Here is a 23,519-nt window from a genome sequence, read left to right as displayed (position 1 = left end):
CCACATTGAAATATTTGTATCAATTAATCAGATTAATTCTTATAGTTACAATAATAACCAGCGTTGTAATTACAGCAGAAGCACAAACCGGATGGCAGCAATCCTCCGGACAATGGCTCATTGAAGCGCTTAAATTCAAAGAGCCTCTTGTCTTTTGCAACGAGCTCGTACCTTTAAACGAAACTGACGTAAAAGAAAGACTGGAGAGAGAATTGCTTGTATCGCTAAGTAATAGCGATGATGTTATTTTGTGGCTGAAACGAGCCAATCGTTATTTCCCTCATATTGAAAAAGTATTGAAGGACAGTTCCCTCCCTGATGATTTGAAATATATTGTTATTGCCGAGAGTCATCTGAAATCATCGGCGACGTCAGGTAAAGGCGCAGCCGGATTCTGGCAGTTTATTGAAAGTACCGGTTCCAGATATGGCATGACAATAAACAAAGATACGGACGAACGCCGCAACTTATTCACTTCTACACAAGCAGCTATTACTTATTTGAAAGAACTTTACTCGCTTTTCGGTTCATGGACACTTGCCGCAGCCGCTTACAATATGGGAGAAGACGGTCTGAGAACAGAAATGCTGATGCAAAAAGTGAACAACTACTATCACCTTTATTTGAATCAGGAAACTCAACGATACGTTTTTAAAATTCTGGCAGCAAAGCTAATTATATCAAATCCGGAGAAATATGGATTCCATTTAAATGAAGATGATCTCTACAAACCTGTGCAGTTCGATCGTGTAGAAATAAACGTAAATCAACCTGTGCCGCTGCATATAATTGCTCAGGCAGCAAATACTTATTTTAAAGAAATAAAGGACCTTAATCCTCATGTCAAAAATTATTATTTAGCGATTGGCAAACACAATCTTTTTATACCAAAGGGCGCTGCCTCCGGATTTTCCGAGAGATATGAAAATCTCCTGAAACAATGGAATAATGAAAAAGTAAAATCTGTTTACACAGTCAAAAAAGGCGAAAACCTATCTTCTATTGCCAAACGTTTTAATGTATCTGTTAAAGCAATTATGAACTGGAACGATATCTCCAGCGCAAAAAGCATTTCATCCGGCGATAAACTTTTTATTTTCTCTGATGCAAAACCCAAAGAAGAAACTAATAATGCCGTTAAAGATGAGACAGAGAATCCTGTTTTGCAGCTTCCCTAGGATTGTCAAATAATTAGGGCTGTTCAAAAATGTTCAGATGCAAGGCGCGCAAAAAACGAACCGTGAGGCGTATGTTGATATACGTTGAGCGGTGCGGTTTGCAGCGCAATCCCGATTTTATCGGGACAGATGAGCGTTTTGTAAAGCCTGCGGCTTTTTCCGGCAAGGAAGGTGTCAAATCATAATTGCGCCTCCCTGCGGGAATGCGCTCCCGGTCAACAGTCCCTCTTTGCCTTATTTCTTGACAAATTATTCTTTCTGACTTAATTGCTACAAAATCACGGGTACAAATCCCAAGCAAGCCCTGTGAAACAATAAGGCGAAGAATAAAATGAATATTGTTGATCAAATAAAAAAACTGAAAAAAGAAAAAAACGCTGTTATTCTGGCTCACAATTACCAGCTCCCTGAAATTCAAGACATTGCTGATTTTGTAGGAGATTCTTTAGGATTAAGCATCGAAGCGGCACGAACAGACGCCGCAATAATAGTTTTTTGCGGCGTCCACTTTATGGCGGAAACAGCGAAGATATTATCACCGCAGAAAATTGTTTTACTTCCTGATAAAAATGCCGGCTGTCCGATGGCTGATATGATTGATGCCGAAAGTTTAAAAGCTCTTCAGACCAAGCATCCTGAGGCTGTAACTGTCTGCTATGTAAACACTTCCGCCGCAGTAAAGGCCTATTGCGATTATTGTTGCACTTCCGCCAATGCTGTAAAAATTGTGCAGAATATTTTACTTAATCATAAAGATAAGGAAATTATTTTTATCCCCGATAAATATCTGGCACAATATGTTTCGGCGCAAGTGAAACATGACTTTATTATTTGGGAAGGATACTGCCCGACTCATGCTAAAATCTTACCGGAAAATATTCTGGAAGCCAAAAAGCTGCATCCGAAAGCGAAGGTTATTGCACACCCGGAGTGCAGACCTGAAGTAACTGAGCTCGCCGATGTTGTTACTTCTACTGAAGGGATGAGCAAATATATCATAAAATCTCCGGAGATGGAATTTATCATAGTCACAGAAATCGGTATAATTCACAGAATGAAAAAAGAAAATCCGGATAAATTATTTTATCCGGTAACAGAAAAAGCTATTTGTCCGAATATGAAAAGAATCACTCTGGAAAAAGTTCTCTGGTCTCTCGAAGATTTATCGTTCGAAATTACAGTTGATCCGGATATTATGGTAAAAGCGCGGCTCTCCATAGATAGAATGCTGCAAATAGTTTAGGTTCATTTTGTTCCGAATATTGTAACAAAAAAGCAAGGGCATAAAATAATAATGAAGAAAAACATTATTGCTTCAAGTAAATTTCCTGTAGCCGGACCATATTCCGCCGCCGTAGAAGTAAACGACATTATTTTTATTTCCGGCCAGTTACCAATTGATCCGTCAACCGGTGAAATAATTAAAGATATTAAAACAGCCGCCAGACAAGTACTTATAAATATACAAACTATCCTCGAACAAGCCGGTTTGGATATGTCCAATGTTGTCAAAACAACTATTTTTTTAAAAAATATTGCCGATTTCCCAACCGTCAATGAAATATATGCCACATTTTTCCCTGAAGAACCTCCGGCACGTTCAACTGTTGAGGTAAGCGCTTTACCGAAAGGAGCACCTCTGGAGATCGAAGCGATTGCAATAAGAAAATAGAAAGATGTGAAGATATACTATCTGTATTTTTTCTTTGTCGCTTGCTTTTTAAATTTCTTCTCACCAAAGATCAGGTCTTGCTTCTTAACAAAAACCTCTGTATCCGGCGGTATTGAACTGGTCAGCCAGACGTTGCCACCGATAACCGAGCGCGCTCCGACGACAGTCTCTCCTCCGAGAATGGTCGCGTTGGCATAGATGATTACATCATCTTCAATTGTTGGATGACGTTTTTTATTTCTCAAAAGCCGGCATTCTTTTTTAGACAGTGACAACGCGCCCAAAGTGACGCCTTGATATATGCGTACTCGTTTCCCTATTGTTGCCGTTTCACCAATGACTACGCCTGTCCCGTGATCGATGAAAAAGCTCTCCCCGATTGTGGCTCCCGGATGGATATCTATACCGCTATGACTGTGAGCATATTCGGTAATGATGCGGGGAATCAAAGGCACACTACTGCGCAGAAGCTTATTAGCAATACGGTATGCCATTATTGCCCATACTCCCGGATAACTGAAGATAATCTCGTCGTAGCCTTTGGCTGCCGGATCTCCATCATAGGCCGCGCGAATATCTTTGGACAGGAGCCTTCTTAGTTCAGGCAGGCCATGTAGAAATTCTATCGTTATCTTTTGACCAAGCTCCTCACATTTTACGCAGGGCTGATTATGACGAATACAGTCATGTCTTATTGCCAGAGTTATTTGCTCGGAAAGAACCTCGAAAAACGCCGTTATTTCCTGGCCAAGATAATATTCCAGATTTGTCTGATCCAACCTGGTATTGATGAAATAACCGGGATAAAGAATGCGGGCGGCACGCCCCAGAATATCGACAACTGCCGCTCTGTTGGGTATCGGTTCGGCGCTGACATGATCGAAACAGCCATCTTTATTACAGGATAATACCAGTTTATCTACAACATCAGGAATTTCAGTCCTGACATGTTTGGATATCTTAATTTCTTCTTTGCATTCCTTGATTCGTTCAGACCGTTTCATTTTATTTTGCACCTTTTATCAATATCTTTTACACATACATCATTTACTTGCACAGGAAGATTGCGAAGCCTTCCAGAAAGGCGACATGCCTCTTAATCTTTCAATGATTGCCGGCATTTTATCAATTACAAAATCAATTTCTTTTTCTGTATTGTGAATGCTTAGGCTGAATCTGATCGATCCATGAGCCATAGTAAAAGGAACTCCCATCGCCCGCAAAACATGAGAAGGCTGTAATGATCCCGACGTACAGGCCGAACCGGAAGATGCGCATATGCCGAGCTCATTCATCAGCAGGAGAATAGCTTCGCCCTCAACATATTCAAAACTGATATTTGTTGTATTAGGTAAACGATTAGCTGTGTCGCCATTTACTCTACTTTGAGGAATCCTTGCCAAAAGCTCTTTTTCCAACTTATCCCGCAGACGCTTTACTTCCGTATTTTCTTTTTGCATGTTTTTATCCGCAAGTTCGCAAGCCTTACCCAAACCGACGATGCTGGGAGTATTTTCAGTTCCGCCACGGCGTCCTTTCTCCTGATGCCCTCCAATAAGAAAGGGTGAAAACCTGGTACCGCGACGAACATAGAGAATACCAATACCTTTCGGTGCGTGGAGTTTGTGCCCGGATATAGAAAGCATATCAATAACATTGGTTTTCATGTTAATCGGAATTTTACCGGCACTTTGAACAGCATCCGTATGAAATAAAACCCCTTTTTCATGCGCCATTTGAGCCGCCTTTTCCACCGGAAAAATTACGCCGGTTTCATTATTCCCCCACATCAGACTGACTACAGCCGTATCGGGAGTCAGGCTTTTTTCCAGATTTTCCAGATCCAGTAATCCATTTTTATCTACAGGCAGTTCGGTTATTCGATAGCCCTGCGTCGCTAATTGAGCGCATAATGCGTGGATTGCGGGATGTTCCACGCGGCTGGTTATGATATGCTTTTTATCCGGACGAGTTGCCAGCGCCGACCGGATGGCTGCATTATCACTTTCCGTACCACAGCTGGTAAAAATGATTTCTTCCGGCAACGCGCCCAAAAGTGCCGCCACCTGCTCACGCGCAGTGCGAATTTTCTGGCCGACCTGACCGCCAAAACTGTGCATGCTGGAAGGATTGCCGTAAAGCTCACGAAAATAAGGCAGCATTGCTTCTAATACCTCTTCAGCAACCTGGGTTGTGGCATTGTTATCGAGATAAATTGTAATCATTTGGCGACCTCCTCAACTACTATATCAGGCGAAACAAGTTCTTTAAGACGATGTTCTACAAAATGTTTCAGAGTTATGTCCGAAGCTTTACAGGTAGAACAGGCTCCGCGGGTGGCCACAATAACCCGATTACCGATAATATCGATAATTTCTATGTCACCGCCGTCATGTTTGAGCGAAGGCCTTATTTCCCGTTCAATCGTCTCTTCAATCAGACGAATCTTTTGAATATTGGTTAGTTTCGGCTTTGTATCGGTTTTGGGCTCACTGCGAACCTGATCAATGATTTGCTGAATGGCATCATGGCAATTACCGCAACCGCCTCCCGCTTTTGTATAATTGGTCACATCTTCCACAGTGGAAAGATTGTTTTCGCGCACTGCCCGTTCAATTTCTTTATCGGTTACACCGAAACATTCGCAAATAATTTTTGCTCCTGCTTCCAGTGGCGGAGCTCCGCGGTAATTTTCAATTGCCTTTTCCAACGCCTGTTTACCCATAACGGAACAGTGCATTTTTTCATCCGGCAGCCCTCCCAGATAACCGGCGATATCCTGATTGGTTACTTTCAGCGCCTCTTCCACTGTCATCCCTTTGATCATTTCCGTCAGCGCTGATGATGAGGCTATAGCGCTGGCGCAACCAAATGTTTTGAATTTGGCATCCTTTATCCTTTTATTTTCATCCAGTTTAAATGTAAGCTTCAACGCATCACCGCAGGCAAGCGACCCCACTTCCGCCACGCCATCCGGATTTTCGATTTCACCGACATTGCGAGGATTGAGAAAGTGTTCTTTCACTTTATCCGTATATTCCCACATAAAAGGCTCCTTTAACTGATTCAATTATTACCACAAGATAATTAAGATTTTTTCTTTTTAAAAGCAACTTGTTTTGAATAATATAAGGCAATATATCATACTGTCAATGAAAAAACCCTCTTTTCCCAAATTAGCGTCACTAAGAATATTTTTACTTGCCGGCAAAAAACAGCTCTTGACTATGGCGTTGCTTGCTGTCAATACATCGGCAATAACATTTGCGAAGCAATCATAAATATTAAGGGGAGGTTAAACAAATGAAGATAATCGGCATTAATGCCAGTCCCAGAGGATCCAAAAGTCAAACAAAGAAATTAGTCAAAGCTGTTCTTGATGGAGCACGTTCTCAAGGTGCTGCCGTTGAACTTGTTGATCTTTGCAGATTGAAGATGGAATATTGTAACGCCTGCGGAATCTGTTACGAAACAGGCAAGTGTGTACATAAGGATGATCTCCAGGTTATTTATAAAAACATTCTCTCCGCTGATGGTTTAGTTATGGGTTCACCCAACTACTTCCATTCAGTAACCGCTCAAATGAAAACCATGCTAGACCGCATGTCCGACACAGTTCACTGCCAATTATTGACCGGCAAATACACCGTTAACATAGCTACATCGGGAGGTCCAGGACACTATAAACAGGTTCTTGATTACCTCAATGAGATCATGCTGAATTTCGGATCTTTCATTACCGGCAGTACCGGTATATCTGCAAGAGAAGGAGTAAAAGCTTTTGCAAACACAGGAGCAAAGGCATTCAGACTGGGAGAAATTCTTGCCAATGATATCAGTAAAAAGAAAACTTATTCCAAACAAAATACACGATTCAAAGAGAATAGAAAATATTTTCAGGATTTGGTAAAACTCAACAAAAATGAGTGGACCAATGAATATAAATATTGGGACAAGCTTAATTGGAAGTGATAAGGAAAACATATGAATAATAAGATTAGAAAAGCCTCTCACAAAGATACCTATCGCTTAACATCCTCTCTGGCAAGAGCTTTTAACGATGACCCTGTTATCAACTGGCTTGTCCGTAAGGATAAAAAAAGAACTCATGGAATGGAGATTCTATTTCAATCATGCATATCAGACTTATGTCTGCGGCATGAGCATGTGCTTACAACGGAAGATTATACCGGAGGAGCGTTATGGTACCCGCCCGGCACATTAGAGGCAGGTTATGCAAGGCAATTTACCCTTATACCTAAAATGATTACTGCCGTTGGTTGGACGGGATTATTACGTCTGGCATTGGCAATGGAGGACATGAAGAAAGACCACCCCAGGGAAAGATATTATTATTTACAGTTCATAGGAGTGGTCCCTGAAAATCAGGGCAAGGGCACGGGCAAGGCTTTGATGAAGCCCATACTGGATATTTGCGACCGTGAAAAGTGCGGAGCATTCCTGCAAAGCTCCAAAGAAGCAAATATCCCCTTTTACAGAAGTTTCGGATTTGTTGTCACCAAAAAGATTTTCCCGGGCACAGAATCACCACCTCTTTGGCTGATGTGGAGAAGCCCTAAAATATAGAAGATTATACCTTTCGAGATATTTCTTAAACTTCTTATATCCTAATCATTCTTCCGGAGATAAAATTCTCAGTCTGCTGTGTTTCCGGCTGTAAAAAAAATAAATGACGAAGCCAATCGCCATCCAGATAATAAGACGAACCCATGTGTCAAAAGGTAGAAATACCATCTGGAGCATGGTTACGACAGCACCGGCGACAGGGACAAACGGAACCCATGGTGTACGAAACACGCGCGGGATTTCCGGATGGCGGTAGCGCAAAACAAGCACACCGAGACAAACAATGAAAAATGCCAGTAACGTGCCTATGGAAACAAGCTCTCCAAGGATATTTATGGGGAAAAGGCCTGATATAATTGCCGCGACACATCCTGTCAGAATTGTCGGCACATAAGGGGTTTTAAAACGCGGATGTACACGGGCAAAGGCTTTAGGGAGCAAACCATCACGCGCCATGGAAAAGAAAACGCGCGGCTGAGCCATGAGCAGTACCAGCACGACGGAACTCAATCCGGCGATAGCGCCGATTTTAATGAATGGCCTAAGCCACGCTATACCCGGCCCTGCGGCATTAACTGCAACGGCAATAGGATCAGGGACTGCCAGTTCTGTATATTTCATGATGCCGGTCAGCACTCCTGTCATAAGAATAAAAACGATTGTGCAGACAACTAACGATCCCAGAATACCGATCGGCATGTCGCGCTGAGGGTTGCGCGCTTCCTGAGCCGCCGTAGAAACAACGTCAAAACCGATGTAAGCGAAAAAAATAACTCCTGCGCCGCGTATTACTCCGCTCCAGCCGAATGAACCGAAATGGCCTGTATTATCGGGTAGAAACGGCGACCAGTTGGCGAATCTGATGAAAAATATTCCTACTCCAATAAAGAGGACAATAACGATCAATTTGACAAGCACGATAAAATTGTTAACTCGTGTGGATTCGCGGATACCAACAACCAATAATGCTGTCATAAGTCCGACAATGAAAATGGCCGGACAATTCAGAATTGCGCCGCTTGTGCTCCAGCCATCGGTAAGGGAATATGAAAATGGCGCCTGGCAGAAAGCAGCCGGAATGTTGATATTAAAATCTTTCAGGAAACTTACTACATAGCCCGACCAGCCAACCGCAACAGTTGACGCACCGAAAAGATACTCCAGCACAAGATCCCAACCGATTATCCATGCCAGAAATTCTCCCAGCGTCGCATAGGCATAGGTATAAGCGCTGCCGGAAATCGGAATCATCGAAGCAAATTCCGCATAACACAGGCCGGCCAGCGCGCATCCGAATGCGGAAATGATAAAGGAAAGAATAATTGCGGGACCGGCATAAGTTGCCGCAGCCTGTCCTGACAGCACAAAAATTCCCGCGCCGATAATTACGCCTATTCCAAGACTGATCAGTCCCCACGGTCCAAGCACTCTTTTTAGTTGATGTTGTTCAACCTCAGGCTCCGCCATGATAAGTTGCAGCGGCTTTCTCGCGAACAAACCTTTCATAGTTCAATCCTTCTGTAATTTATAAGATAACAGCGTTTTTTCTGGTTGAAGTATATAAGGAAATCTTCTTTGTATGTCAAATAGAAAACCCGTTTTTACACGGGTTTTCTACTTTAATCGTTTTTAAAACGATATGCTTATTAAATTTATTTCTATCTATATATTTACTTATTTTTTATTCTTGGCTCTAAACTCCGCTAAATAACCTTTCACCTCTTCTAATTCGGCTTTCGAGTAATACTTCCCCGCAAATTCCTCCCAAACAGGTATCAATCTCTTTCTGAACACCTCAATGTCCGCAGGCGTCATTTTTGTTTCTTTCATGCCATACTTAATCATAGAGTTAAGACATTTTTCATTGCTGGCACGGACTTTCTGTCTGAACTCTTTTTCTATCGACAGTGCAAAATTATCGATGGCAATCTGATGTTCCTTGGGTAATAAATTCCATGCCTGGTTCGATACAATTCCCGCCGCGGGCGAATACCGTATCCGCAGAGGATTGACATATTTCATAACAGTATACATCTGTGTTCCTACTGCCCAAAGAGCAGGACTGATAAAAGCATCACAAACACCGGTGCGAATCGAAGCAGCAACTTCCGGTACTCTAATCGGAAGAGGACTTGCCCCCAGAGCTTTCAAAGATTTTTCTTCCAGTGGACCATACCAGGTCAGGAAACGGCTTTTCTTGAAGTCATCCGGGGTCCTGATTTCATGTTTCGTGGAGTACATCTGATCGAAATCCTGTTCTGCCAGTACAAGAATGTGGTATCCTCTCTTGTGATACCACTGGCTGATACGAGGCCTTATTTTAGAATAAACATATTCTATTTCGTCATAATTACTAAATAAGAACGGAAGTTCCATCAAGGCCATCTCCGGACAACCCATCACAACTCCCCATCCGGTAAATCCGCCTCCCTGCAGCTGGCCGTTGCGCATCTTGGCCAATATATCCAAATCGTCTCCCATTGTTCCGCCGTAATACCAATCTAAAACTACTTCGCCATTAGTAACTTTTAATACGCCGGGATTAATCATTTCTTTAATCAATGCCGCCCAACCGACACCATCTGGAGCCAATGTACCCATTTTACAGAGATAAACCATCTTACCGTTTCTCATTTGCCTGATATTATCCTGTGCTCCCCACGCCTCCTGAAATAAAACTGCTGAACTTAAGAAAAACACGACAAACCCGATCCAAAGCAACGATACGACTTTTTTCCCTTTCATAATTTCTCCCCTTCTCCAAAGTTGATTTATAAACTACGTGAATGTGAAATTCACAGTAATTCCTGAATCGGACTTTCTTTTTTCCAAATTAATGATCAGCGATACTTAAGTCTTATTACATTTCTAAAATTTATTCTGTAAACTTAAAAAAATAAACTTATTGAATGAAAATTAAAACTTCAGCCTTGAAACATCCTAATTTAGGTAAATACTTTAATGGAGACTTGGCAAAAAAAATGCACTTCGTAGAGCTGGTACAATAAGAAGAGTTGACGGCCATATGAGTTTATTCCTCCAGCAAGTTAAGAAAGAAAACTACTCAACCACAATCAAACAATAATGTGAAGTATTGTTCACTTTTTAAACCTTTGTTTATTTTTTGTCAACAAATAATTTTAATCGCCCCTAAATTTATTTATTTTTTAAGATTATGAATCCTGAAATACAGAATTTACATACAGCAAAAAAATATCATTTGTATAAAACATATAAGATTAAAACTAAATTTAATCGCTGGGATAGATATGATAGCAACTCAAGGCGTTAAAATGTTAAAATAAAACTAAATGTAAGTTGAAAATCCGGACGCGGCGGGAGACGAACAATCCTCCAATTATTATTTTAAGGAGGATCATGGGATCATGGGGACGCCCTTAAAATTCTAAGTTACTATTCATCCATTAGCTGATAATCATTTTCTTTTACTATCAGCTTACCCCTTTGGGCACAGTAGCCTACCCCAGGCACGCTTATACCTATGCGTCGAGCCAACTCTGTATGTGATATCCCTAACTCGCTTGATGCCCAATAACAAAACAAACTTCTTGCTCTTACTTTTGTAGGTTCTTACTTCAGGAAAAAATATCATCTCCTTCGACAGCGCATATCGTCGCTGCTCGTTAACGCCGTATTGCGTAATGCCGTTCAGACTTTTCATCAGTCTCCGACAATACCGCCTCAACAAAATCACCGTCTCCGAGTATTCTTTCATCGCTCTTCATGTGCGATCCCTTCAGGCCTACTGTCTTTATCTCCGACCATCCTCCCAGGCTTCGGATCAGTCCACCACCGACCAGATCCTCTCGACGGCCTTGATCGATGCCTTCAGATACAAATGCATCATAGTGTCTAATGGCGCGATTTCTCTGTTTTCCAAAATAGCAACGCACTCTATCACTGTCTTGCCAGTCTCTCTTTTGGTTGCCCAGCAAGACACTGTGACCGCAATATGGATATTTGCTAAGTGCTTCAAGACTTCTCACAAGTCCGGCGCGGCAAGGGTTTAAATGAATATATCGAACCAGTTCCGTTAAATACGTATCTTCCTGACAGAGCATTGATTTATATCGATTTTGAAAGAGCTGACCGCTCCGCTTGTGTCTACGATTGGAATAGACTGCATAGCCGGTCAAAAGTCTTCTCATCAGGGTGGCAATCGGAACACTGCCGGTCCGAAAAAGAAAATGGGCATGATTGGGTATTAAAGCCCATGCATAACATGACGTTTTGTCTCAGGCAGGAGTTTTTCAAGGCGTACCAGAAAATCTTCCCTATCTTTATTGTCCATGAATATTTTTCGACGCTCTATCCCCCTGATCATGATGTGATGTAAAATGCCGGGTGCATCGAGTCTTGCTGAGCGTGGCATGGGTTATCCTTTATTTAATCATTTACCAATCCTGTTTCCATTATTTTACAATTTTAAGGGCGTCCCCCTTCCCTCTCCCCGATTTACTTATTTTTTATTTTTTATTCTTGGCTCTAAACTCCGCTAAAAATCCCCTAACCTCCGCTAACTCGGCCTTGGTATAATATCCCTTCTCGGCAAATTCATCCCAGATAGGGATAAGTCTGTTTCTTAGAACTTCAACCTCCGACGGCGTCATTTTAACTTCTTTCATACCATATTTAATCATGGATTTCAGACATTTTTCATTGCTGGCGCGAACTTTCTGTCTGAATTCTTTCTCTATAGACATTGCAAATTTATCAATATCATCTTGAGCTTCCTTAGGCAATATATTCCATGTCTGTGTTGTTATAAGGCCGGCTGCCGGCGAATATCGTATGCGAAGAGGATTCATATACTTCATAACTGTATACATCTGAGTACCCACTGCCCAAAGAGCCGGACTAATGAAGGCATCGCAAACACCTGTACGGATGGAAGCGGCTACTTCTGGCACACGAATCGGCAAAGGACTTGCCCCCACGGCCTTTAAAGATTTTTCTTCCAGCGGTCCGTACCATGTTAAAAAACGGCTTTTCTTAAAATCGTCAGGCGTCTTGACTGGAATTTTTGTAGAGTAGAGTTGATCAAAATCCTGTTCTGCCAATACAATAATGTGGTATCCTCTCTTGGCAAACCACTGGCTGATGCGGGGTCTTAACTTAGAGTAAACATATTCCACCTCTTCATAATTTTCAAACAAAAACGGGAGTTCCATTAAGGCCATTTCCGGACAAGCCATCACCAGTCCATGTCCGGTAAATCCTCCTCCCTGCAACTGTCCATTGCGCATCTTAGCCAAGATGTCCTGATCATCTCCCATCGTACCGCCATAATACCAATCCAAAGTCACCAAACCTCCTGTCACCTTTAATATTCCGGGATTAATCATTTCTTTGATTAAAGCAGCCCAGCCTACTCCATCCGGAGCCAGCGTACCCATTTTAATAACATATGTAAAATCACCGTTTGGCTTGACTTGTTTTAAATGTTTACCACCGGGGATATTTGCATATTTTGCCTTATCCTGTGGCGTAATCGCGAATGCGGACCCCATAAAAATCACAACCAACCCCATGCACAGAAGCCATACAATTTTTTTACATTTCATAAAAGCCTCCTTCGTAAGATGTTTTTAATAGATAATAATAATTATTATTTCACAGTATATTGTAGATTATGCTGTTTTGCCGCTAATTATGACCAGAAGAACTTCATTTACATTACTTCTTAAAATTTACTTTTAGATAACTTAAAAATAAATTATGAAATAAAAACTTAATCCTGGATAATTTTTAATTTACAATAATAATTCGATTTATGAGTGAGGTTTAATTTACAGAAATAATTTCTTGAAGATTCAATACTAATAGACTTAATTGCCATATGAGTTAATTCCCTCTAATGTATTAACATAAGAAAACTACTCAACCACAATCAAACAATAATGTGAAGTATTGTTCACTATTTAAACATTTGTTTATTCTTTGTCAACAAATAATTTTAGTCGCCACTAAATTCATTTATTTTTTAAGATTATGAATCCTGAAATACAGAATTATATATAGTAGAAAAGTGTCATTAGGTATAAAAATAATATAAGACTCTGTTTTTAGAATACTCTTGACACACAAGGCCGGAATTTCTATAGTTCGCCCATAAACAAACAATAAAAAATAAATATGAACAAAATAGAACTTTCTATTATTATTACAGTTTACTCGGAAACATGGTCTTTATTGGAAACTATTGCCAGAATTAAGGCAATAGACCATGGATACGTTAAAGAGATCATTTTAACTGTTTCACCAAGATCCTCTGCTGAATGTATGGAGAGCTGTGACAGTCTTGTTAAAGAAAATTCAAATATCCGAAAACATGTTCAGGAACACACGCCGGGTGTTGGCTGGGCGCTACGGGAAGCGATGGAGATGATTACAGGCACACACGTTGTTCTTATTTCTGCCGACTTGGAAACCGAACCGGAGGCCATAGAACGTATGGTTAAAAAAGTAGAAGAAACCGGCTGCGATGGTGTTATAGGTAATCGTTGGTTAAAAGGAGGGGGCTTTCAAAATTATGATCCTTTAAAATTTATCCTTAATTGGTTGTTTCAAAAAATTTTCCGAGTACTTTATTGGACTCGTCTCGGGGATCTTACTTATGGCTACAAGCTACTTTCCTCCGAGATATGCCGTTCTATTGTATGGGAAGGCACTTTGCATGAAATCAATATAGAAACAACAGTTAAACCGTTGAAACTTGGTTATAGAATAGAACAAGTACCTACAGTTTGGATAGGCCGTAAAGAAGGTTCAAGCAAAAACACTTTTTGGCGAAACTTCCGTTATGTAAATATAGCAATAAAAGTATGGTGGTGTGATGCTGCCAAATTGCGGACATTTATTCATCAGCATAATTCCACAACTTGAGGTATTCTATGTTTGACCAAAAACTTGTTTGTGTAATAACAACCATTCAATCTCCGACCGCCTGTGTCCGCAAACTGGCAAAACGAATGTATGCGGCCGATGCCAGCCTGATCGTGATAGGTGACAAAAAAGGTCCGGTATCTTTTTCTTTGCGATACGCCGACTTTTATTCCTGGGACGATCAGTTGAAACTGCCTTATGAAATCACCAGCCTGTTGCCTGCAGGACATTATGTGCGAAAAAACTTGGGGTATCTTGAAGCTATTCGCCGGAGAACCTCCTGCATTTACGAGACGGATGATGACAACACACCAGCCCCCAATTGGGCTTTTCGTCAACAACATACACGTGCCCAAAGAGTTGAGGCGCGGTCATGGTTGAATGTTTTCCGTCTATTTTCCGATCACATTATTTGGCCCCGGGGGTTTCCCCTAGAGTTAATCAGGGACCCTCACACTTTTGAACATAAAGGACTTGCCGAGCTTGCTGATTTCAACTGCCCCATTCAGCAGGGTCTAGTTGACTTGCACCCCGACGTGGATGCCATAGGGAGCATCATCATGGACAAAGAATTTCAATTTCAGAAAAACTCCAGTGTTTGGCTTCCTCCCGGCACATGGTGTCCGTTCAACAGTCAATCCACATGGTGGTGGCCGGATGCCTATCCCCTGATGTACCTGCCAAGTTCCTGCTCATTCCGCATGACAGATATTTGGCGTTCTTTCATTGCACAACGATGTCTTTGGGAATTTGGTTGTGGTATGGTATTCCATGCCCCGGAAGCTATACATGAAAGGAATAATCACGACCTGCTGTGTGATTTCAAGGAGGAAATTCCCGGCTATTTAAACAACCAAAGGATTGTGGATCTGCTTTCTTCAATTCCGTTGCGCCAGGGGAAAACCGCCATCATGGAAAATCTTCTGATTTGTTATGATCGGCTTGTTGCTGCTGAAATATTTGATGTCAGAGAACTCGACCTTGTTCAAATGTGGTGCAAAGATATTGCCCGCCTGATGCAATAAACTCAAATACGAATTCGGATAATCGGGAAATCGTGGCTATATTTTTAGGTGTTAAACCTATTTTTTCAATTGTTCATTCAATATTCAGGTATTAATGCAGAACATTGTCTGTTCTGTTGTCTAAGGAGATCGCCTTCTAAGGGGAAAGACCGGTATTAGTAATACCGCGATAACAGCAGTCGTCATAGCGATGCTGAAAAAATCAAAGATGGAATAACCATGCGCTACAGTGGCGCAATACACATAATGAAAAAACCGTAGACCAATGAACGTCATCAATACGATTCGCACAAAAGGATGGAGAGAAAACGCAAAACCCGCCATCAGCGCTATGCTAAGAACGAGTTCCAGATAAGGCAGTTCATGATTTTTCGGTAAAGACCATTTCAAAAGTATGTTAAAAATCAGACTGATAATAACGAACGAAAGCAGGATTAGAAGGCGAGGCATATCCGTGTTTAAGGTATTTCTGCCATCATGACTGGCAATTCGTCCGCGGATAAAAAAAATGACGAAAAAAAGAACGTTAAATAAGATATTCAATGGGCCAATGGCGAAGAGTTGATTGAAAAATATCAACCAATAATCAGACGCGAAATAAGAATTCCATCCCCCGGACATTATCGTACTGAATAGTTCGGCAAACCCTTTGTCATAAAGGCTGATAGTCAGATTATGCAGGCGATGTTGAAATTGTTCCTGCAGTGTCGTCGATTGGAAAAACGCCTTGATCCAGTCATTTAAGGATGTTGTCGTCATAAATTTATCAATCGAGTATATGTCGTAGAATTTATGCCCATTAACATTAACCGAGTCTGGGTTGATATCCTTGGTAAATGTATAGTTGAAGGTTATGTTGGAAAAATAGTGATACTTGAGAAGGTACTGTCGGTCGGGTGAGTAACGAACCTTGTAGATTTCCCACGGGAGTTGAACGGCGAGTAAGGTCGCAGTAAAGATTACGATCAATCCTCCGATCACGAATACTCGTCGAAAGGATTTATCCCGTCTCCACAATGCTACCCCTTGATAGAGCATCAGGCAAGGGATGCTCAAAATTGCACATCCATGCGATAATATTGCCAGCCCACAGCAAACGCCAGTCGAAAAGGCATTGCGCCAGCGGAAATCATTACATGATAGGACACAAGACAATGCGGTCAGAATAAAGAACGCACTCATTAATTTTGACCATGTATACCAAGTGTTAGTGAAAATGAATATATTAAGCAAGGTGGCTGCTGCTATCCATCCTGCCATGCGCCGGTCTTGAAACAGTCGCGATAATAAGAAATAAAGGGGAATTAGGTAAAGGCTATTCAATACAATACCTAGAATCTCATAGTCCCAGTATAACGGGGCGGAACTTGATCCGGTTGCAAGCAACTGAATGGCATAGAGCATTCCCATGAGTGGTGGACGATCGAAAATATTTACTATCCAGACACCCCAGACAGAATCAAATGTATGTACATCAAGGCGATTGGCAAGGGTGAGTCCCAAATAATATTGTATTCCGTTGTCAACAGTCATCGGATGCAAGGGATTTCGCAGAGCAACTTCCGAACAACTTTGAACGGTATGGGCGGGATTGACATGTCCGATTGCAATAAAACAAACGCTAATCAGAGCGGAAAGGAATGCGAAAAAAAGTCCTACCTTACATATGCCGGAAAGCCCGGAGATATCCTTTCGAATTTTGCGACTGATGGCCAGCGTTCCTGCGGTCAGGATTACAAATAAATAAATGATCTGATGCAACCATTTGGGAGCACCCAGTAAGAACAATACCACAAAGATAAGTCCCACAATAAGGATCGTGACAGGTGTGGCTAAAAGGAATGCTTGATCCTGATCGATACGTTCTTTTGCAAACCATCGCAGGATGCAATATCCGGGGAAGATTAAAACAGCAAATATCAGGGCGACTTTAACGATAATCCCGGCGAGAACAAACGATGACATAATGGTGTTCATACGGGTATTCGTGCTTTGATAAAATATTGCTTATTCATATTGGAACTATAGGAATTTCGGACATGTGTGTCAATGAAAAACTAGCCTGATTTTCATCTATAACCTGCGCGAATTGCCGTTCGCGCAAAAGAGCACGTTTGAGTTTGCCTGAATAGCGGAAATCAAATAACAGGGCGTTGTCTCTAATTTCCCTAATTGCCATCAATAAAGTTTCACACATTTTCACAAATCATAGATCTACATTTGGAATGCATAAGAAATAGTATTAGCCATTAACAAGATCAGTGAGTTAAATAAAACCATGCCTTGGTGAAGGCGGAGGGAGTAGAACTATTATAGTAAATTAATGCAAAGGATTGAATGAATCGATAATTACCGACTTCAAAAAAATAATCAGTAAACCAGAATAATCTTTTTATTTTGAAGGAATAACCATAAAAGAGCCCAACTCTCGAATTGGGCTCTTTTATGGTTTGGTTCCACAGGTCAAGATGAGTAAAGACATTTTACATCTTTCATTCTCTGGCGTGGCCAAAGAATCCTGAATTATTTATCACATAGAAGTTATAAGTTCGCTGTTTTTCCTTTCGATCGTAAATGACTTCGCCTTACCATCGGGTTATCAGGTTACGGTTGCTAACCTCTTTTTTTTTCTTTCTTATACAAACTATTTATTTCCCTTTCTTGGCTCGATACTCCGCTAAGAGGCCCTTAACTTCATTTAACTCGGCCTTGGAATAGAATCCTTTTTCAGCGAATTCATCCCAAATAGGCATGGTTCTCTTCTTCAGAACATCAATCTCCGCCGGCGTCATCTTGGCTTCTTTCATGCCGTATTTGTACATGGCTTTCAGGCATTTTTCATTGCTTTCGCGCACTTTCTGCCTGAAATCCTTCTCTATGGATAATACATAATCATCAATAGCAATTTGTACTTCCTTGGGCAGAAGATTCCATGTTTTCATTGTTATAATGCCTCCGGCCGGCGAATACCGTATGTGCATGGGATTGAGGTATTTCATAACAGTATACATCTGGGTGCCGACCGCCCAGATACCAGGGCTGATGAATGCATCACAAACACCTGTACGGATAGAAGCGGCAACTTCAGGCACGCGAATCGGCAAAGGACTCGCACTTAAAGCCTTCAAAGTCCTCTCTTCCAGCGGACCATACCATGTCAAAAAACGGCTTTTCTTAAAATCATCCGGCGTTTTGATTTCATGTTTCGTGGAATAGATCTGATCAAAATCCTGTTCGGCCAACAAAACAAGGTGGTATCCTCTCTTTTCAAACCACTGACTAATGCGGGGCCTTAATTTAGAGTAAATATATTCAACTTCGTCATAACTCTCAAATAAGAACGGGAGTTCCAGTAACGCTATCTCCGGACAAGCCATCACCATTCCCTGACCGGAAAAACCGCCTCCCTGTAACTGTCCATTGCGCAGTTTGGCCAATATGTCCTGATCATCGCCCATTGTGCCGCCGTAATACCAATTTAAATATATCAGGCCATTCGTTACTTTTAATATACCGGGATTAACCACGGTTTTGATTAAAGCAGCCCAACCTACCCCTTCCGGAGCCAGTGTACCTAACTTGACAACATACACAAAGTCACCGTTTGGTTTGATTTGTTTTAAGTGTTGTACACCGGGGAGATTTGCATATTTTTCTTTTGCTTGAATTCCATCAGCAGATGCAGATCCGGCAAAAAACAAGACAAACCCCACACAGAGAAGCCCTACAAGTTTCTTACATTTCATAAACATCTCCTTTCCTATTAATATTTTTTGCATAAAATTGGCAGTTAAGAAACGCATATATCAAGTCCATTAAGCTTCTAAAGGCTTCTCCCCTGGAAAGAACTTATTGAAGCCAAATTATAATGGTCTGCGAAATACGTAATTCCTACCTTTTTCTCCCCTTGGAATCAAGGGGGAAACAGGAGGATGGATCTTTATTCTTTTTGACTCTACGAAGCAAACGCCTCTTCCGGAATCTCCATGATGGACATGTCTTCGCTTTTTATACCCCTGATAGCAGCGTCCACTTCGGGCAGGACGTTCTTGATGAAGTAACTTGCGCCGGCGAGCTTACCGGTATAGAAGATGGCATCTTTATCGTTTTTGAGAAATGCGGCCCAGCCAGTGCCTCCGGCTGGATCGGCGGAGTTGACTCTGGCCAGGGCGTCCAGTTTGGTCTTGGCTACACCGGCTTCCCAGAGCAGGAACCAACCCATAATGACTTTGCTCATCAGCACGAGAAAGGGATAGGCGTTGCCGATCGGGACCAGGAACTTGCCTGCCTTGGCACAACTCGCAAAATACATGCTCATTTCGGTGAGGGCATTGACCGCAGCCTGAACATCGTTCGCCAGGTCGGGCAGCAGGTCCTTGTATTTAGCGCAGCAGGCACTCATTTCGCCCAGGAGGCTCATAAAGTAGACGCCTTTTTTCATGCCCATCTTTCGGCCGACCAGGTCAAGAGCCTGGATGCCATTGGCGCCTTCGTAGATGGAGGCAATCTTTCCGTCGCGCATAAACTGTTCGACCGGATATTCGACGCAGAAACCGTAGCCGCCATAGCACTGCATGGCCGTTTCAGTAACACGGAAGCCCATGTCGGAGCAGTAGGCTTTGAGGATTGGGGTGAGCATCTCGGCCAGACCCAGCCATTTGTCCCTTTGGACTTCATCCTCGACGATCAGATGCTTATCTAAGCACAACGCGGTAAAGTAGGTCATGGCACGCATGCCGTCTACGTGGGATTTCATCCATAGAAGCATACGACGTACGTCCGGGTGATTGATGATGGTCACACGCGGTGCGTTGGGGTTCTTGAATTCCATGAGCGACGCGCCTTGGAAGCGTTCTTTGGTGTATTTCAGGGCGTGTAGATAGGCGATGGAGCCGGTGCACAAGCCCTGCAGGCCCACGCTCAAGCGAGCCTCGTTCATAAACTGAAACATGACTTTCATGCCCTCGCGTTCGTTGCCCAGGAGTTCGGCGTAACACTGTCCATTGTCGCCGAAATTGATCATGCAAGTGGCGCTTCCATGGATGCCCATCTTTTCTTCGATCCTGGCGATTTCGTAATCGTTGCGTTTGCCCAGGCTGCCGTCATCATTGATCAGAAATTTAGGCACCAGAAAAATGGAAATTCCCTTGGTTCCGGCCGGGTCACCTTCAATGCGGGCCAGGACAGGGTGGACGACATTGGAGGCCAGATCGGAATCTCCCCCGGTGATGAAGCACTTGGTGCCCTGAAGGAGGAAAGTGCCATCTGGCTGGCGGATGGCCCTGGTGGAGAGGTTGCCCACGTCAGTGCCGGCACCGGGTTCGGTGAGGGCCATGGTTCCAGTCCATTCACCGGTGACCATTTTGGGCAGGTACTTTTCCTTTTGCTCTGCGGACCCGTAGGTTAAGATCAGGTGGGCAGCACCTTCGCCTAAGCCGGGATAGGCTGCGAATGCGAAGTTATGCGTGAACCATTCATGGGCAGCGATGCGAATGGTAACGGGCAGGCCCTGGCCACCTAGCTCCGCAGGGGTGGCCATGCAGTTCCATCCGCCTTCGCAGAATAGTTTGTATGCTTTATGGAAGCAGGCAGGCACATGTACCTGCCCGTTCACTAAACGGCAGCCTTCCTTGTCGCCTTCGGCCAGGGTGGGCAGGATCACATCATTCGCCAGTTTTTGTGCCTCGGTCATGATCATGTCGAACGTTTCGCGCGAAAAGTCCGCATAACGCGGCGCCTCGCAGAGCTTCTCTACTTCGAACATTTCGTTGAGGACAAAAAGTTGATCCCTTTCATCCAGAATAAGACTTGCCATACAAAAACCTCCTTTTGTGTTTTTCTTTTGCATTCAACATCAAGTACATGTCCGTCCTTAAGAAATGGCACTGCGGCCGGAAATTTCTGCGGTAAAACATTACTTCTATAACTGCGAAAGATAACAAACTAAAATTAAGAAAATCTTAGCCATAAAATCGGGAAGCTTAAAGCCTTACATAGCCCCGGGCATGATATATTATTACTCGTAGAATTTCTTGCCGCTTTGCACAATGTCTTTGAGTATCTGCGGGGAAGTGAAACGCTTTCCGTAATTTTTTTCCAGAGATTCCAGCGTGGCCATGATAGAAGAAGCACCAAGATGATCGATATAACGAAACGGGCCTCCTTCAAAGGGTGGAAATCCCAAACCGAAAACAGCTCCTATATCCCCGTCCCGCGGGCAGGAAATAATTCCCTCCTGCAAACAAAGCAACGATTCATTAATCATCATCATACTTACCCGCTGTTGAATCAATTTTGCATCAAACTTTTTGCGGGGCGCACCGCCCAGCAGGGCATATACTTCTTCATTGGGCAATTTCTGTCCCTTCTTCTTTTTTGCATCATAGAGGTAAAACCCTTTCTTATTTTTTCTTCCTTTATAATCCTGGGCAATAAGTTTTGGGAAAGTATCTGAAGGCTGCACTCCTCTTGCCGCGAACATCCCTCCCAGTTCCTTGGCTACGTGGGCGCCTACATCAATCCCCACCTCGTCAATGAGGGTTATGGGACCGACAGGATAGCCGAATTGCCGCATAGCTCTATCAATATCGAGAGAGTCCGCCCCTTCCTCCACGAGAAGAACGGCTTCGTTTAGCAGGGGCACCAGAATCCGTGTCGTGTAAAATCCGGGGCCATCTTTGACAACGATACAGGTTTTCCCCTGAGCTATACCCATATCCAGGGCTGTGGACGTCACCCACGGCGCGGTCTTGCCGGTGGTGATGATTTCCAGCAGCGGCATTTTGGGCACGGGGGAGAAGTAGTGCATGCCGATGACGTTCTCCGGCCTCTTACATCCCGCGGCTATATCCTGAATCGGGATTGCCGAGGTATTGGAAGCGAAAATTGTGCGTTCATCCGTCGCGGTTTCCACATCGGCCAGAACGCGCTTTTTCACAGCAAGATCCTCAAACACGGCCTCAACAACCAAGTCTGTATTTTTAAACAAGGAATAGTCGTCACAGGGCACAAGTTTTCCATACTGAATATCACGATCAAAGCCGACAATAGCGCCCGACTTGGTTTTCTTTTCCAATCCTTTCCATATTTCCTTCATTCCACGGGCGGCGTCATCAAGCTTTACATCTTTCATCAGGATGGTATCGCAGATAGCCGTGGAGACAGAGGCAATTCCCTGCCCCATAAGTCCCGTTCCGATGACGGCCATTTGCCTCACCTTCCGGGCGAGGCTTTTCTGAGGATTTTTTTTCAGATCGCTCATCCCGAAAAAAAGGCTCATAAGAGCTTTAGACTGGGAAGTAGTAACCAGCCTGCTGAAAATTTCTATCTCTTTTTTCAGTCCTGCGGCCTTTCCGTGTTTCTGGCCATGTTCCACTGCTTCAATGATGGCAAACGGCGCAGGGTAACAGCCGTAAGTCTGGCGTTCAACCATTTTTCTGGCCTGCGAAAACACTATTGCTCTTCCCACGGGATTGGATTCCATAAGAAAAGTAACAAAGGAACGCTTCCGCTTTCTTGTGATATTTCCTCTGTTGACCAGTTCCAGGGCCTTCTTAACCGCTGTTTCTTTAGCACCGTAGGGAGGAATAAGCTCATCTACGAGTCCCGCGCGGCTCGCCTGCTTCACCCGGAGATTGCGTGCCGTAAGCACCAGGGGCAGAGCCGCTGTCAGTCCGATAAGCCGTGGCAGCCTCTGTGTGCCACCGGCGGCGGGCAGCAGGCCTAGTTGCACTTCCGGAAATCCCAGAACAGTCTTCGGAGAGTTGACCGCCATTCGGTAATTACAGGCCAGCGCCAGTTCCAAACCGCCACCGAGGCAGTTGCCATGAATACAGGCAACCACGGGGATTTGCATGCTTTCCAGACCATTGAGGATGGCGTGAGCTTTGGAGATATAGGCAATAACTTCTTCAGAGGTGCGCATGCCTTTCAATTCATCAATATCTGCGCCGACAACGAAGTTGTCTTCTTTGCCGCTCGTAATAACCATGCCCTTGATGCTCTGATCATTACTTATATCAGGCAAGATACCGGCTATTTCATCCAGCAGACCCGATGAAATCTTGTTTACTTTGCTTTCCGGACAATCAATGGTAACAATTGCAATTCCATCATTTGCTTTTTCCAGTGTTAAATATTTCATCGTCATCT

At 43.1% G+C, this 23,519-nt stretch carries 17 protein-coding genes and 1 pseudogene; 7 read left to right on the top strand and 11 right to left on the bottom strand.

Annotated elements, in window-relative coordinates; genetic code table 11:
• The first annotated feature begins 5 nt into the window (after positions 1–5).
• The 3 genes from CVU62_04475 to CVU62_04465 all read left to right on the top strand — a co-directional run bounded on the left by CVU62_04475 (position 6) and on the right by CVU62_04465 (position 2,850).
• A complete protein-coding gene (locus tag CVU62_04475) occupies positions 6–1,178 on the top strand; it encodes a lytic transglycosylase (GenBank protein PKN38119.1) in 1,173 nt (390 codons plus the stop codon).
• Between the two features lie 331 nt (positions 1,179–1,509).
• Complete coding sequence (locus CVU62_04470) at positions 1,510–2,421, top strand: quinolinate synthase (protein PKN38118.1); 912 nt, start codon at positions 1,510–1,512, stop codon at positions 2,419–2,421.
• A gap of 51 nt (positions 2,422–2,472) precedes the next feature.
• Entirely contained in the window at positions 2,473–2,850 is a 378-nt protein-coding gene (locus CVU62_04465; protein PKN38117.1) for a reactive intermediate/imine deaminase, read from the top strand.
• Positions 2,851–2,867: 17 nt separating this feature from the next.
• On the opposite strand, the gene CVU62_04460 is transcribed toward CVU62_04465, so the two are convergent.
• The 3 genes from CVU62_04460 to nifU are packed head-to-tail and all read right to left on the bottom strand — an operon-like array spanning position 2,868 to position 5,896.
• Positions 2,868–3,854, bottom strand: coding sequence for a serine acetyltransferase (locus CVU62_04460; GenBank protein ID PKN38116.1), 987 nt, complete (start codon positions 3,852–3,854; stop codon positions 2,868–2,870).
• A 39-nt stretch (positions 3,855–3,893) separates the two neighbouring features.
• On the bottom strand, positions 3,894–5,075 hold the full coding sequence (gene nifS / locus CVU62_04455) for a cysteine desulfurase NifS (protein ID PKN38115.1): 1,182 nt from the start codon (positions 5,073–5,075) through the stop codon (positions 3,894–3,896).
• Entirely contained in the window at positions 5,072–5,896 is an 825-nt protein-coding gene (gene nifU / locus CVU62_04450) for a Fe-S cluster assembly protein NifU (GenBank protein PKN38114.1), read from the bottom strand. The genes nifS and nifU overlap by 4 nt, the downstream gene beginning before the upstream one ends.
• 257 nt (positions 5,897–6,153) lie before the next feature.
• Between nifU and CVU62_04445 the strand changes: the two genes are divergently transcribed.
• Entirely contained in the window at positions 6,154–6,822 is a 669-nt protein-coding gene (locus tag CVU62_04445) for an iron-sulfur protein (protein ID PKN38113.1), read from the top strand.
• A 12-nt stretch (positions 6,823–6,834) separates the two neighbouring features.
• Positions 6,835–7,437: a hypothetical protein gene (locus tag CVU62_04440; protein ID PKN38112.1), complete on the top strand. Its 603-nt coding sequence runs from the start codon at positions 6,835–6,837 to the stop codon at positions 7,435–7,437.
• 45 nt (positions 7,438–7,482) lie between these two features.
• On the opposite strand, the gene CVU62_04435 is transcribed toward CVU62_04440, so the two are convergent.
• The 4 genes and pseudogenes from CVU62_04435 to CVU62_04420 form a co-directional block, all read right to left on the bottom strand.
• Positions 7,483–8,943 (bottom strand): amino acid permease, encoded by a 1,461-nt coding sequence (locus CVU62_04435; GenBank protein PKN38111.1) that lies wholly within the window; start codon positions 8,941–8,943, stop codon positions 7,483–7,485.
• A 168-nt stretch (positions 8,944–9,111) separates the two neighbouring features.
• Positions 9,112–10,182, bottom strand: coding sequence for a C4-dicarboxylate ABC transporter substrate-binding protein (locus CVU62_04430; GenBank protein PKN38110.1), 1,071 nt, complete (start codon positions 10,180–10,182; stop codon positions 9,112–9,114).
• Positions 10,183–10,851: 669 nt separating this feature from the next.
• Positions 10,852–11,830 (bottom strand): annotated as a pseudogene (locus CVU62_04425) (transposase).
• A 94-nt stretch (positions 11,831–11,924) separates the two neighbouring features.
• Positions 11,925–13,022, bottom strand: coding sequence for a C4-dicarboxylate ABC transporter substrate-binding protein (locus CVU62_04420; protein PKN38109.1), 1,098 nt, complete (start codon positions 13,020–13,022; stop codon positions 11,925–11,927).
• A 571-nt stretch (positions 13,023–13,593) separates the two neighbouring features.
• On the opposite strand from CVU62_04420, the gene CVU62_04415 reads away from it, so the two are divergent.
• Together CVU62_04415 and CVU62_04410 are read left to right on the top strand one after the other, a co-directional pair.
• Entirely contained in the window at positions 13,594–14,343 is a 750-nt protein-coding gene (locus CVU62_04415; protein ID PKN38108.1) for a hypothetical protein, read from the top strand.
• A gap of 8 nt (positions 14,344–14,351) precedes the next feature.
• Positions 14,352–15,368, top strand: coding sequence for a DUF288 domain-containing protein (locus CVU62_04410; protein ID PKN38107.1), 1,017 nt, complete (start codon positions 14,352–14,354; stop codon positions 15,366–15,368).
• Positions 15,369–15,488: 120 nt separating this feature from the next.
• Here CVU62_04410 and CVU62_04405 read toward each other — a convergent pair whose 3' ends face one another.
• The 4 genes from CVU62_04405 to CVU62_04390 form a co-directional block, all read right to left on the bottom strand.
• Positions 15,489–17,345 (bottom strand): hypothetical protein, encoded by a 1,857-nt coding sequence (locus CVU62_04405; GenBank protein ID PKN38106.1) that lies wholly within the window; start codon positions 17,343–17,345, stop codon positions 15,489–15,491.
• Between the two features lie 671 nt (positions 17,346–18,016).
• Positions 18,017–19,171, bottom strand: coding sequence for a C4-dicarboxylate ABC transporter substrate-binding protein (locus CVU62_04400; GenBank protein ID PKN38105.1), 1,155 nt, complete (start codon positions 19,169–19,171; stop codon positions 18,017–18,019).
• A gap of 152 nt (positions 19,172–19,323) precedes the next feature.
• Positions 19,324–21,183, bottom strand: coding sequence for an acyl-CoA dehydrogenase (locus CVU62_04395; protein ID PKN38104.1), 1,860 nt, complete (start codon positions 21,181–21,183; stop codon positions 19,324–19,326).
• Positions 21,184–21,384: 201 nt separating this feature from the next.
• Complete coding sequence (locus CVU62_04390; protein ID PKN38103.1) at positions 21,385–23,511, bottom strand: fatty acid oxidation complex subunit alpha FadJ; 2,127 nt, start codon at positions 23,509–23,511, stop codon at positions 21,385–21,387.
• Positions 23,512–23,519 lie beyond the last annotated feature (8 nt).

This window comes from Deltaproteobacteria bacterium HGW-Deltaproteobacteria-2, from assembly GCA_002840505.1.
GTDB lineage: Bacteria > Desulfobacterota > Syntrophia > Syntrophales > Smithellaceae > Smithella.
This window is presented reverse-complemented; position numbering and strand designations above follow the sequence as displayed.